This is a genomic window from Pseudomonas sp. LTR0 (assembly GCF_036630035.1).
GTDB lineage: Bacteria > Pseudomonadota > Gammaproteobacteria > Pseudomonadales > Pseudomonadaceae > Aquipseudomonas > Aquipseudomonas putida_Y.
Genome location: NZ_CP123734.1, coordinates 236579 through 248750 on the forward strand (window position 1 = coordinate 236579; position 12172 = coordinate 248750).

Here is a 12172-nt window from a genome sequence, read left to right on the forward strand (position 1 = left end):
CTTCGCCGGTGTTCGCGGGCCTGCCCGCTCCAACAGGTTTTGCGCCAGCCTTTGGGGTTTGTGCAGCGCGGTTGCTTTCAGCGGCTGCTGGGCTAGCGGTGCAAGACGTACTGGCCGCTGAACCTCACCGCCGGCTCGTCACTGCCGTCATTGCTCACCGTGGTCTCCAACGTCAACCGTGCCCGCCCACGCCGCTGGTACAGGGCCAGGAATCGCTCCCAGGTCTTTTCGTCGGGCGCTGCACAACGCGCCACTGCCGTACCGGTCACTGGCAACGGGTAGCTGATCTGCCCTTCCTGGATAACGATGTGCCCGTCATCGATCCCCAGCTCACGCAGGCGCAGGTGCAGCCAGCCCCAACCCACCAGCACTGCTGCGCAGTACAGGCTGCCACCGAACATGGTGCTTTTGTGGTTGACGTTGGCCGCCAGCGGCAGTTGCAGGCGCAGGGTGTGCTGCTGCCAATCGATCACTTCCAGGCCCATTTCGCGGGTCAGGGGGATGTCGCTGTGCAGTACGGACTGCAGGTACTGACTATCGGTGCTCATTAACGGTTGTCCTCTTGATCATCATGCCCGCCGCTACCGCCGTCGAAGTTCAAGCCGTGCTTGCGCAGCTTGTCATGCAGGGTTTTGCGGGGGATACCCAGTGCTTCGGCCAGGCTCCGCATGGAGCTGTGTGGCTGGGCCAGTTCGGCAGCGATCAGCGAACGTTCGAACTGCTCGACCTGCTCGCTGAGGTTGCCGCTCAGCATGGGAGCTGCCGGTGCTGCTGCCGAGGGTGCCTGGCCATCCAGTGCCAGTTCCAGGCCAAGGGCGAAACGCTCGGCGGCGTTCTGTAGCTCGCGGACGTTACCTGGCCAGTCATGACGCAGCAGCAGGGCGCGTTGCGCTGGCTGCAGCGCATGCGGCGACAGGCCATGGCGTTGGCTGGCAGCATCGGCGAAATGCTGGAACAACACCAATATGTCGTCCCCGCGTTCGCGCAGTGGCGGAATACGCAGCGGCGCCACGTTCAGGCGGTAATACAGGTCCGCGCGGAATCGCCCTTGGTCGGCAGACTGACGCAGGTCTTCCTTGGTGGCGGCTATGATGCGGATATCCAGCGGGATCAACTGGTTGCCGCCCAGGCGTTCGACAACCCGCTCCTGCAGCATGCGCAGCAACTTCACTTGCACATCCAGGCTCATGCTCTCGATTTCGTCGAGGAACAGCGTGCCGCCGTTGGCAAATTCGAACTTGCCGATACGGCGCTTCTGCGCGCCGGTAAACGCACCGGGCTCGTGGCCGAACAGCTCGCTCTCGACCACCGACTCGGCCAGCGCGCCGGCGTTGATCGCCACGAACGGCCCTTCGCTGCGACTGGACAGGTCGTGAAGGGCGCGAGCCACCACCTCTTTGCCAGCGCCGGTCTCACCCAGAATCAACACATCGGCACGGGTGCCGGCCAAGGCGCCGATCTGCTCGCGCAGGCGCAGCATGGCCGGTGAATGGCCGACCAGGCGGGTTGCCAGTTGCTGGCGGTCGCTCAGAGCCAGACGCAGGCTACGGTTGTCCAGCACCAGCCGGCGCAAGGCCAGGGCGCGGCGTACGCTGTCGAGCAGGGCGTCTGTGGCAAAGGGTTTTTCCAGGAAGTCATAAGCCCCGGCGCGCATCGCCTGCACCGCCAGCGGCACATCGCCATGGCCGGTAATCAGCAGCACCGGCAGCTCGCTGTCACGGCCGTGCAGTTGTTCCAGCAACTGCAGGCCATCGATGCCCGGCATGCGGATGTCGCTGACCACCACGCCTGGCCAGTCGGCCTCGATACGCTCGGCCAGGCCTTGAGCTTCGGCCAGGGCGACTACCTTGAGCCCGGCCAGGTCCAGGGTCTGGCTCAAGGCTTGGCGCAGGTGGGGGTCATCGTCCACCAGGATGACCTGGGCTCGGCTGTCGATCAGTGTCTCGGTGGTCATGCCGAGGGGTCCTCCGAATTGGGCAAAGTAGCGCCAGACGCGGCCACACGCAGCTGGAGGGTCAGCATTGCGCCACCTTCCGGGTGGTTGGCCAGCAGCAGTTCACCGCCCAGGGCGCGCATCAGGCTTTCACAGATGGCCAGGCCCAGGCCCAGGCCCTGTGTACGGGTCTTGGTGGTGAAGAACGGCTCCTTGGCATGCTCCAGAGCCTGGCGGCTGAAACCGGGGCCATTGTCACGGATGTACAGGTAGACGCAGTCATCACGCTGCTCGGCACTTAGCCACAGGCGGCGCGGATTGGCTTTTTCGGTCAGGGCGTCGAGGGCATTGGCCAGCAGGTTGCCTAGCACTTGGCGCAAGCGGGTCTCGCCGGCCTGTACCCACAAGGTAGCTTCCGGCAGGTCGCGTATCAGCTCTACGGCCATCGCCCGGCGGCGCTTGGCCAGCAGCGCCAGGGCATCGTCCAGGGCCGGCTGCAGGGCCACGCTCTCTGGGGCATGGCGGTCACGACGGGCGAAGGCACGCAAGTGGGCAATGATCGAGGCCATGCGCCCTGTCAGTTCGCCGATCAGCTTGAGGTTGCCGCGGGCGTCTTCGGTACGTTGGTGGTCGAGCAGGATCTCGGCGTTCTCCGCGTAGCTGCGGATGGCGGCCAGAGGCTGGTTCAGCTCATGGCTGATACTGGCCGACATGGTGCCGAGCACCGACAGCTTGCCGGCCTGCACCAGTTCGTCCTGCGCACGCACTGCCTCCTGCTGAGCGTTTTCGCGCTCCAGCACGGCATTTTTCAGGCGGGTGTTCAGGCCTTCAAGGTCGGCGGTACGTTCGGCCACGCGCTTTTCCAGTTCCTGGCGGCCACGGGCTTCGAAGTCGATGCGGTCGATGTAATGGCGCCGCCGTTGCATCACCAGACCGGCCAGCAGCATCAGTACCAACAGCGTACCGGCACCTATGGCCATTACCGTCTGCACCGAGCGATCAACCAGCGTGCGCGGGGCGAGGATGCTGACTTGCCAGCCGGTTTCCTTGATGTCGCGGGTCTGTGTGATCCAGGCCTGCGGGTTGAGAACCAGTGGCTGTGGGGCCTGGGTCGGATAGGGCTGGATGGCGATGATGGCCTGGCGCTCGGCGTCGGTCAGCGTGCGGGTAGCACGGAAGCGCCAGTCGGGCCGCGACGTCAGGATGACCACGCCATTGTGATCGGTCAGCAACAGCTGCTCGGGTGTACGGCCCCACAGGGTTTCGGTGTGGTCGAGATCGACCTTGACCACCAGCACACCGACGATCCGCTCGCGGTCCCGCACGGCCGCGGCAAAGAAGTAGCCGCGCTTGGCCGAGGTGGTGCCCTGGCCGAAGAAGCGGCCCAGATGGCCGGCCATGGCTTCGTTGAAGTAGGGGCGGAAGGCGAAGTTTCGCCCGACGAAGGTGTCGTGCTTGTCCCAGTTCGAGGCGGCCAAAGTGTTGCCGCTGACGTCCATCAGGTACATCACCTCGGCACCGGTCTGTTGCACGATGTCCTTGAGCAGGCGGTTGGCGTTGGTCACCGCTTCCAGGCGGAACGGGTCGGCCAGCACGCCACGCAGCGCCGGTAGGTCGCCGAGAATTTGCGGCAAGGTCTCGTAGCGGTGCAGGGTGCCGAGCAGGTTGGCGACATACAGGTCGAGTGTCTGGCGGTTCTGCGAGGCCAGCTCATCCTGGTAATAGCGCTCGGCCAAGTGATGCAGGGGCCACAGCAATGGAGCCAGGCTCAGCGCCAGCAGGGCCAGGCTGCGCCAGCGGGGACGGCGTGGGGGCGTGGGTTTTGCAATCATCACGTAAATGCGCCAGAAAAGTCTGACGCAATTATGCGCTAGTTAAGGCAGCAGTTCCGCCTCTGCCAATGTCAGGCCCACCTTGTCCTTGTCCGATAACAGCGGTGGCTGCTGCAGCCCCCAGTCGATGTCCAGCTGGGGGTCGTCCCAGCGGATACAGCGGTCAGCACCCGGGTTGTAGTAGTCGGTGGTCTTGTAGAGGAACTCGGCCGATTCACTCATCACCGCAAAACCGTGGGCGAAGCCAGGTGGAATCCACAGCTGGCGATGGTTGTCGGCCGACAGGTGCACCGCGACCCATTTGCCGAATGTTGGCGAGCTTTTGCGCACGTCCACGGCGATATCGCGGATTTCCCCGTGCACCACGCGCACCAGCTTGCCCTGGGTGTTTGCCACCTGGTAGTGCAGCCCACGGAGCACGCCCTTGATGGAGCGCGAGTGGTTGTCCTGAACGAACTCCACGTTCACGCCGGTTTGCTGTGAGAACTCACGGGCATTGAATGCCTCGAAGAAGAAACCACGGCTGTCAGCGAACACCTTTGGCTCGATGATCAGTACTTCAGGTATTGCTGTAGGGATGATGTTCATAGCGGCTCGCTGGCCCGTCGCTCAAGTATTGACCCTAGTCGGCCTTGCCGGAAATTTCCGCGCGTAGCTGTAACAGGATGCATAAGGGATGGCTATGGTAGACGGCAGGCAGTTCCTTTAACCAGACCAGCCCTAACGATTGCCGATTGTTATCGATTTAAGTTCGCCATGAGGCAGCAAATTCTTAGGATTCCAGGCTTTAAATATCGATATATATCGGTTATAAATTGACAAACGCCCCAGCACACCCGGCTCAGGGCCATCACAGAGGTCACCCATGAAAACCCTCAACTCCACGCCCCGTGCCGATGGTTTCCACATGCCCGCCGAGTGGGCCCCGCAAACTCAGGTATGGATGGTCTGGCCGGAGCGCCCGGACAACTGGCGCCTGGGCGGCAAGCCGGCGCAGGCTGCCCACGTAACCCTGGCCAAGGCCATTGCCCGTTTCGAACCTGTGACCGTCGCAGTCTCCGCCGGCCAGTACGAAAACGCTCGACGCCAACTCGACCAGCCGAACATTCGTGTGGTTGAAATCAGCAACGACGATGCGTGGGTGCGTGACACCGGCCCGACCTTCGTCATCAACGACCATGGCGAAGTGCGCGGTGTAGATTGGGGCTTCAATGCCTGGGGCGGCTTTGATGGTGGCCTGTACGCACCCTGGAACCGCGACGAGGAACTGGCCGCCAAGGTGCTGGAAATGGAGCGCTGCCAGCGCTACCAGACCGAAGGCTTTGTGCTTGAAGGTGGTTCGATCCACGTAGACGGTGAAGGCACCGTGATCACCACTGAGGAATGCCTGCTCAATCGCAACCGCAACCCGCACCTGAGCCGCGAGCAGATCGAAGCGGTGCTGCGCGATCACTTGGCAGTCGACACCGTGGTGTGGCTGCCGGATGGCTTGTACAACGACGAAACCGACGGCCATGTCGACAATTTCTGCTGTTACGTGCGCCCGGGTGAAGTGTTACTGGCCTGGACCGATGATTCCAACGACCCCAACTATGCGCGCTGCCACGCGGCCATGGATGTGCTGAAGAACACCCGCGACGCCAAGGGCCGCGAGTTCATCGTGCACAAGATGCCGATCCCGGGCCCGCTGTTCGCCACTGCCGAAGAGTGCGCCGGTGTCGACCAGGTCGCCGGCAGCCAGGAACGTGACCCTTCGGTGCGTCTGGCGGGTTCGTACGTGAACTTCCTGATCGTCAACGGTGGCATCATTGCCCCAAGCTTCGACGACCCGGCAGATGCCGAAGCCAGAGCGATCCTGGCAAGGATCTTCCCCGACCACGAGGTGGTGATGATCCCGGGCCGCGAGCTGCTTTTGGGTGGCGGCAACATTCACTGCCTGACCCAACAGCAGCCGGCGCCGATCAAGCGCTGAACGCGTGATGAATAAAGAGGCCCGTCGTATGACGGGCCTTTTTTTGCGCGGGCGACGCCCGGAGGCCGAGCTGGCATACGTTTTGTATTGTTTTTCAAACAGATAGCGAGGTTGCACGGCCAGGCCGCGCCTCGGATCTGTAACAATAACTACGTAAATTAGCCACTCACGGGCCAGGGAGTACGTGTAGACATGAACGCAGCAAGTGAGTCGGCTTTGCGCCCATCGGCAGTTGATCGCCAATCGCTCAGGCTTGTGGCGAAGTGGTTGAAACACCATGGAAGCATCAGGGTCAGGACGACCGACCCACGACGTCTGCTTGCCGGGCGATACCCCCAAGGTTTGATCAGCGAAGCAGAGATGCAGGCGCTGATGGCGGTGTGGCACTGATTGATTGCAGCTGTACCTGCCTCTTCGCGGGCATGCCCGCTCCCACAGATATTTCACAGGTTTTGAAACATGTGGTGATCATGTGGGAGCGGGCGTGCCCGCGAAGAGGCAGGTACAGCCAACAAACATCAGAAGCTGTAGCTACCTGTCACTATCAGGCTACGCGGCCCCCCACTTCAAACTGCGCCGCGCCGGTCGCCGAGCTGTAATAGGTCTTGTCGGCAATGTTGCTCAATACCCCCGATCATCCCAGTCATGGGTCCGATACTCCGTCGGACACCGTCATCGGACCATTGTGCTGCCGGCCTGCGCTTCGATGGTCGAGCGGCGATCTTGCTCCGGAGACTTGCTGACCCTGCCCTCAGGAAATTGTCCGTTCGATCAAAAGGCAATTTCCCACACAAGATAAATTATCTGCTGATAGCGCAAGCTTGCATGGAAATGCACCAGATAGGCCGGTAATTTTGGTCATATAAACCTGCATTTCACGACTTTTTGACATTTGTAATCGCGCGCGGCTAGGATTCGGCCAACGCCTGCTGGCCATGGTATTGGCCAGGCTGCTGCCGAGGGCCGCCGTGAGCTTACCGGTAGGCCCGCCCGGCTGGATCCGCATAGCGTCGAACCTACGAAGGGGCGTTGGTTCCTGGCGTCATATTGCAGCGCGTTTTTGATTAAGAAATAAGGAAAACAACATGTTGAAAACCAGGATCAGCCTGGTCGCCCTGGCGATGATCGCCGCGACCCAGGCTCAGGCCAATGACCAGGCTGACAGCAAGGGCTTCATTGAGGACAGCCACGCCAACGTCCTTCTGCGTAACGCCTACATCAACCGTGACAAGAAGCATGGCACCGACGACCAGATCGAATGGGGCCAGGCGTTCATTGCCAACTTCTCCTCCGGCTTCACCCAGGGCACCGTTGGCGTCGGTGTTGACGCATTTGGCCTGTACGCCGTGCGCCTAGATGGCGGCAAAGGTCACAACGGTGGCGGCGGCGTCGACTTCTTCAAACCGCACGAAACCACCAATGCCGAAGGCAACGCCAGTTCGCCGCACAACCTGGCCCGTGGTGGTGCTGCAGTGAAATTCCGCATTTCCAACACCGTGCTTAAGTACGGTGACCAGATGCCAGCACTGCCAGTGCTGCAGTACGACGATGCACGTCTGTTGCCAGAAAGCTTCACCGGTACCCTGATCACCTCCAAAGAGATCCAGGGTCTGGAACTGAACGCTGGTCGCTTCACCCAGGAAGCGCGCAAGAGCGCCGAGCGCCGTGATGGTGGTGGCCTGAAGTCGATCAACGTCTTCGGTGCCAGCTACAAGTTCACCGACAACTTCACCGCTTCGCTGTACACCGCCGACAACGAAGACGTTATGAAGAAGCACTACCTGGGCTTGAACTACGTCTTCCCGATCGCCAGCGACCAGTCCCTGACCCTGGACTTCAACGGCTACAAGTCGGATATCAACAACAAGTACGTAAAAGCCGCAGGCCTGAACGGCGACTCCAACACCATCTGGAGCCTTGCAGCCACCTATGCGTACGGTGCGCACTCGTTCACCCTCGCTCACCAGCGCAGCACCGGCAGCACGGGCTACAACTACGGCTTCTACCAGAACGCCGGTGGCGTGGGTGACGGTGGTTCCACCATCTACCTGGCCAACTCGTACTGGTCCGACTTCAACGCCGAAGACGAGCGCTCCTGGCAGCTGGGCTACGGCCTGGACTTCGGTGCCTATGGCATTCCGGGCCTGACCTACAAGCTGGCCTACGTGGTGGGTGACAACATCAACACCCGTAACGTCGCCAACCCGCAAGGCTTCGGCGAAGGTAAAGAGCGCGAGATCTTCAACCAGATCCGTTACGTGGTGCAGGACGGCCCGGCCAAGGACCTGTCCATCAAACTGCGTAGCTCGTTCTTGCGTACCAACAACGCCGTGCAGCAGAACGGTTACAACGACGACGGCAACGAAGTCCGCGTATTCGTCGAGTACCCGATCAGCATCTTCTGATCCGCAGTTCTTTGCATGAAAGCTGGGGCCGCGCTGCGGCCCTTCGCGGGCTTGCCCGCTCCCACAGGTAAAGCGCCGCCTTCGATGGCGCTGCAAATTGTGGGAGCGGGCACGCCCGCGAAGGGCTGCAGGGCAGCCCCAGTCATGTTTGTCATGCAGGTTCAGTCTCTTCGTGGCGCAGTCTTGATGCCACAGTTCGTGTTGCAGTGTCCCCCGTCTCCGGTGCAAAGCTGTCGCTACGCGCCATCCGCCACATCCGTGCATAAAACTCGCTTTCGATCGAGCCACTGAGTAGCTCGCCCGGCTTTAGGAATGTGTGCAAGTCTGAAAACAACCCGATTTCGCTGGGGCTGATGCGCCGTGCCAGGTGCTTGGGCCTGAGCTCCGAAGGGTGCTCCAGGCCTGCGGCAGCCAACATCTCGGCCAGCGCGTGCAGTGTGTTGCGGTGGAAGCTGGCCACCCGCTCGGCTTTGTCTGGCACCACCAGGGCACGCTGGCGCAGAGGGTCTTGGGTGGCCACGCCGGTCGGGCACTTGTTGGTGTGGCAGCTCTGCGACTGAATGCAGCCAATGGCAAACATGAAACCGCGTGCCGAGTTGACCCAGTCAGCGCCGATGGCCAAAACGCTGGCAATGTCGAAGGCGCTGACGATCTTGCCCGCCGCACCAATGCGGATGCTGGAGCGCAGGTTCAGGCCGACCAACGTGTTGTGCACGAACATCAGGCCTTCGCGCATTGGCACGCCCATGTTGTCGCTGAACTCGCGAGGTGCCGCGCCGGTGCCGCCTTCCTTGCCGTCGACAACGATGAAGTCAGGAGTGATGCCGGTGGCGAGCATAGCCTTGGCAATGCCCATGAACTCCCAGGGGTGGCCCAGGCAGAACTTGAAGCCCACGGGCTTGCCGCCTGAAAGCTCGCGCAGGCTGGCTACGAAATGCAGCAACTCCACTGGTGTGCGGAATGCGCTGTGCGCCGCCGGCGAGATGCAGTCCTCGCCGGCGCGTACGCCACGGGTCTCGGCAATTTCGGGGCTGACCTTGTGCCCCGGTAAAATGCCGCCGTGGCCAGGCTTGGCGCCCTGGCTGAGCTTGATCTCGATCATCTTCACCTGTGCCGAACGGGCCTGTTCGGCGAAGCGCTGTGGATCGAAACGACCGTCCTCGGTGCGGCAGCCGAAGTAGCCGCTGCCAATTTCCCAGATCAGGTCGCCGCCGTGTTCACGGTGGTACGGACTGATGCTGCCTTCGCCAGTGTCATGGGCAAACCGGCCCATGCGCGCGCCGCGGTTGAGTGCAGCGATGGCGTTGGCGCTGAGGGCGCCGAAACTCATCGCCGAGATGTTGAAGATCGAGGCCGAGTAGGGCATTCGGCATTGCGGCCCGCCGATGGCAATGCGGAACGAGGCAGGGTCCGGCGTGGCCACCGGTAGCATGGAATGGCTGATGAACTCGAAACCAGGTTTGTAGGCGTCGTTGAGTGTGCCGAACGCTTTCTCGGCGCTTTCGTTCTTGGCGCGGGCGTAGACCAGCGAGCGTTGCGAACGGGAGAACGGCAGCTTGTCGTCGTCACCTTCGATCAGGTACTGGCGGATTTCCGGGCGGATGGTTTCGATCAGGTAACGGATATTGCCCAGGATCGGGTAGTTGCGTCGCACCGCATGGTGGCTTTGACGCAGGTCATTAAGGCCGACCAGGCTGAGCAGCGCGGTGATCAGCGTTACCGGCCACAGCCAGGCATGCTGGGACAGCAGGGGCAGGCTGGCGAAGGTGAAGACAAGGCAGAGTACGAAGCAGGCGTAGCGGCTGGGAAGAGAGTGTTTCATGGGTCCATCGCAGGCAGGATGACCGGGCATAGGATAGGCAAACACAGGGGACGGAAAACCTGGGTAATCGGTAAAAGACTGTTACACGCCGGCCCCTGGATCAGCCTTTAGACGGGGAGCTGCAGGCTGACCCGTAACCCGCCGCCCGCTCGGTTCGCCAGCATCAGCTCACCCCCATGGCTGGTGGCGATCCGCTGGGCAATGCTCAGCCCCAGCCCATATCCCCCGGATGCCTGGTTACGCGACCCCTCACCGCGCACGAACGGGTCGGTAATGGTCGTCAGCAGCGCTGGCGCAATCCCCGGCCCGCGGTCGTCGATGTGGATGAACACCCCTGTGGTCGTTCGCTCCAGCGTGACGGAAACATCCTTGGCATAACGCAACGCATTGACCAACAAGTTCTGAAGACAGCGCTGCAGCAGCAGGGCATCCCCCCGCAAGCTGTTCACCCGGCCGTGCACCGGCAGTGGTTCCTGGTCAGTCGCCAGGTCCGCACACTGGCGCGTCACCAGCCGGTCCAGGTCCACCTGCTGCAAGTTCTGCTGCTCTCCGGCACGCAGGTAATCCAGAACCTGACCGATCATATCGTCCATCTGCGTGATGTTCTGCTGCAGGCGCTGGCGGTGTTCGTCATCGGGTAAGCGCTCCAGTCGCAGGCGCATGCGGGTCAGTGGGGTACGCAGGTCGTGGGACACGGCGGCCAGGAAGTAGGCCTTGTCGTTGACCATGGCAATCAGCCGCTGCTGCATCGCGTTGAACGCCTGCGCCGCCTGGCGTACTTCTTCCGGCCCATCCAGTGCCAGGGGAGGCTGTTCGAGGTTACTGCCCAGCCCGCGCGCAGCATCGGCCAGGCGATGCAACGGGCGCAGGCACAGGCGCACGGCAATCAGGCACACCAGCAACACGGCGACAATACGCAGCGCATACACCCGCAGCAGGTAATCGCTGATCAGCACCCAGGCCGACTCGCCGCTCCAGCCCTGCAGTTCCTGGCCCGCAATGGTCAGCCAGTGCCCATCGGCCAGCGGCAGCGCGAACTGGATATGCGCCTGGGCCGTGCGCAGGCCGAACAGGCTGCGCCAGACGATCGGTTGGCCCAGTTCGTCGGTGAGTTGCACGTTCATAAGGCGCACGTCCTGGGCATGCCCCAGTTCGTACTTCAGGGCCTGCTGCAGCAACAGCTCGACCCGCCTGCGCCCAGGGCGCTCGTCATGCTCTTGCCCAGGCAGGCTTTCGACGCAGCGAAGCTGGTAGTGGGCTGGCGCCTGCAATGTACCGCCGTGGCAGTCGATCTGGGCAATCAGGGGGGCGCTGCGTGCAGCAACCAGTCGCACGGGCACCTCTAGCGCCTGGGCGAAACGCACATCGAACCAGATGCTGCTCGACATCAACTGGATCACCAGCGTGCCACTGACCATGATCAACAGCAGTTGACCAAACAAGGTGCGTGGCCACAGCCGGTGAAACCAGCGCATGTCAGGCCCCGGCCGTGAGGCTGGCGATACTCAGCAGGTAGCCTTCGTTGCGGATGGTCAGGATTTGCGCGGCCCCCGCCGGTGCCCGGCGCAGTTGCTGGCGCAGGCGGCTGACGCACATGTCCACCGAACGGTCGTCGGGCAGGTGGTCGCGGCCGAACGCGCTGCGGGTCAGTTGGTCACGGGAGACCACACGGTTGTTGGCTTCCAGCAGTTCGCGCAGCACGCGGTAGTCGGAGCGCGGCAGGGTCAGGGTCTCGCCATCCGGGCGGGTGAGCAGGCGCTTGACGTGTTCCAGACGAAAGCCTGCGAACAGCTGGGCGTCCACCACGGGTTCTTCGGCACAGGTGCCTAGGCGTTGCGGACGACGCAGTACGGCTTTGATCCGGGCGATCAGTTCGCGTGGTTCAAAGGGCTTGGCCAGATAGTCGTCGGCACCCACTTCAAGGCCGATGATGCGGTCCAGCGTGCTGCCCTTGGCTGACAGCATGATCACCGCCAACCCGGGTGTGGCCTGCAACTGCCTGCACAGACTAAGGCCGTCCTCACCCGGCAACATCAGGTCGAGCACCACCAGCTCAACTTTGTGCCTGGCCAGCTGGTCGCGCATCTGTTCACCGTCGGCTGCGGCCAGCACGTTGTAGCCGGCATCGGTCAGGTAATCACAAAGAAGTTCGCGGATCTCGTCGTCATCATCGACAACCAGCAGGGTCGTGCTCATGCAGAAAAACAC

General features: G+C 62.3%; 10 protein-coding genes. 3 read left to right on the top strand and 7 right to left on the bottom strand.

What is annotated here, in order from left to right; translation table 11 throughout:
* Nucleotides 1–92: 92 nt before the first annotated feature.
* From QCL51_RS01070 to rfbC, 4 genes are read right to left on the bottom strand one after another with little or no spacing between them, the layout of a single operon-like run.
* Complete coding sequence (locus QCL51_RS01070; RefSeq protein WP_103443308.1) at nucleotides 93–548, bottom strand: YiiD C-terminal domain-containing protein; 456 nt, start codon at nucleotides 546–548, stop codon at nucleotides 93–95.
* Nucleotides 548–1954 (bottom strand): sigma-54 dependent transcriptional regulator, encoded by a 1407-nt coding sequence (locus QCL51_RS01075; RefSeq protein WP_103443309.1) that lies wholly within the window; start codon nucleotides 1952–1954, stop codon nucleotides 548–550. Before QCL51_RS01075 ends, QCL51_RS01070 begins: the two co-directional genes overlap by 1 nt.
* Nucleotides 1951–3765 (bottom strand): ATP-binding protein, encoded by a 1815-nt coding sequence (locus QCL51_RS01080; RefSeq protein ID WP_021782611.1) that lies wholly within the window; start codon nucleotides 3763–3765, stop codon nucleotides 1951–1953. Before QCL51_RS01080 ends, QCL51_RS01075 begins: the two co-directional genes overlap by 4 nt.
* Before the next feature lie 42 nt (nucleotides 3766–3807).
* Nucleotides 3808–4353, bottom strand: coding sequence for a dTDP-4-dehydrorhamnose 3,5-epimerase (gene rfbC, locus QCL51_RS01085; RefSeq protein ID WP_021782612.1), 546 nt, complete (start codon nucleotides 4351–4353; stop codon nucleotides 3808–3810).
* 277 nt (nucleotides 4354–4630) lie between these two features.
* Between rfbC and aguA the strand changes: the two genes are divergently transcribed.
* From aguA to QCL51_RS01100, 3 genes are all read left to right on the top strand, one after another.
* Nucleotides 4631–5737, top strand: coding sequence for an agmatine deiminase (gene aguA, locus QCL51_RS01090; RefSeq protein WP_021782613.1), 1107 nt, complete (start codon nucleotides 4631–4633; stop codon nucleotides 5735–5737).
* Nucleotides 5738–5929: 192 nt separating this feature from the next.
* A complete protein-coding gene (locus QCL51_RS01095; RefSeq protein ID WP_080671093.1) occupies nucleotides 5930–6127 on the top strand; it encodes a hypothetical protein in 198 nt (65 codons plus the stop codon).
* A gap of 695 nt (nucleotides 6128–6822) precedes the next feature.
* The gene (locus QCL51_RS01100; RefSeq protein WP_176683635.1) at nucleotides 6823–8142 is read left to right on the top strand and encodes an OprD family porin; all 1320 of its coding nucleotides are present in this window, start codon (nucleotides 6823–6825) and stop codon (nucleotides 8140–8142) included.
* A gap of 151 nt (nucleotides 8143–8293) precedes the next feature.
* Here the strand turns inward: QCL51_RS01100 and QCL51_RS01105 are convergent, their stop codons facing one another.
* The 3 genes from QCL51_RS01105 to QCL51_RS01115 all read right to left on the bottom strand — a co-directional run bounded on the left by QCL51_RS01105 (nucleotide 8294) and on the right by QCL51_RS01115 (nucleotide 12160).
* Nucleotides 8294–9964, bottom strand: a complete 1671-nt coding sequence (locus tag QCL51_RS01105) for an FMN-binding glutamate synthase family protein (protein WP_021782615.1) — start codon at nucleotides 9962–9964, stop codon at nucleotides 8294–8296.
* Nucleotides 9965–10071: 107 nt separating this feature from the next.
* On the bottom strand, nucleotides 10072–11439 hold the full coding sequence (locus QCL51_RS01110) for an ATP-binding protein (RefSeq protein WP_338444559.1): 1368 nt from the start codon (nucleotides 11437–11439) through the stop codon (nucleotides 10072–10074).
* A 1-nt stretch (nucleotide 11440) separates the two neighbouring features.
* Nucleotides 11441–12160, bottom strand: a complete 720-nt coding sequence (locus QCL51_RS01115) for a response regulator (RefSeq protein WP_021782617.1) — start codon at nucleotides 12158–12160, stop codon at nucleotides 11441–11443.
* Nucleotides 12161–12172 lie beyond the last annotated feature (12 nt).

What these genes read in the sequence shown, in the direction of transcription:
- QCL51_RS01070 (WP_103443308.1), bottom strand. Translation starts at nt 548, where the DNA reads ATGAGCACCGATAGTCAGTACCTGCAGTCCGTACTGCACAGCGACATC.
- QCL51_RS01075 (WP_103443309.1), bottom strand. Translation starts at nt 1,954, where the DNA reads ATGACCACCGAGACACTGATCGACAGCCGAGCCCAGGTCATCCTGGTG.
- QCL51_RS01080 (WP_021782611.1), bottom strand. Translation starts at nt 3,765, where the DNA reads ATGATTGCAAAACCCACGCCCCCACGCCGTCCCCGCTGGCGCAGCCTG.
- rfbC (WP_021782612.1), bottom strand. Translation starts at nt 4,353, where the DNA reads ATGAACATCATCCCTACAGCAATACCTGAAGTACTGATCATCGAGCCA.
- aguA (WP_021782613.1), top strand. Translation starts at nt 4,631, where the DNA reads ATGAAAACCCTCAACTCCACGCCCCGTGCCGATGGTTTCCACATGCCC.
- QCL51_RS01095 (WP_080671093.1), top strand. Translation starts at nt 5,930, where the DNA reads ATGAACGCAGCAAGTGAGTCGGCTTTGCGCCCATCGGCAGTTGATCGC.
- QCL51_RS01100 (WP_176683635.1), top strand. Translation starts at nt 6,823, where the DNA reads ATGTTGAAAACCAGGATCAGCCTGGTCGCCCTGGCGATGATCGCCGCG.
- QCL51_RS01105 (WP_021782615.1), bottom strand. Translation starts at nt 9,964, where the DNA reads ATGAAACACTCTCTTCCCAGCCGCTACGCCTGCTTCGTACTCTGCCTT.
- QCL51_RS01110 (WP_338444559.1), bottom strand. Translation starts at nt 11,439, where the DNA reads ATGCGCTGGTTTCACCGGCTGTGGCCACGCACCTTGTTTGGTCAACTG.
- QCL51_RS01115 (WP_021782617.1), bottom strand. Translation starts at nt 12,160, where the DNA reads ATGAGCACGACCCTGCTGGTTGTCGATGATGACGACGAGATCCGCGAA.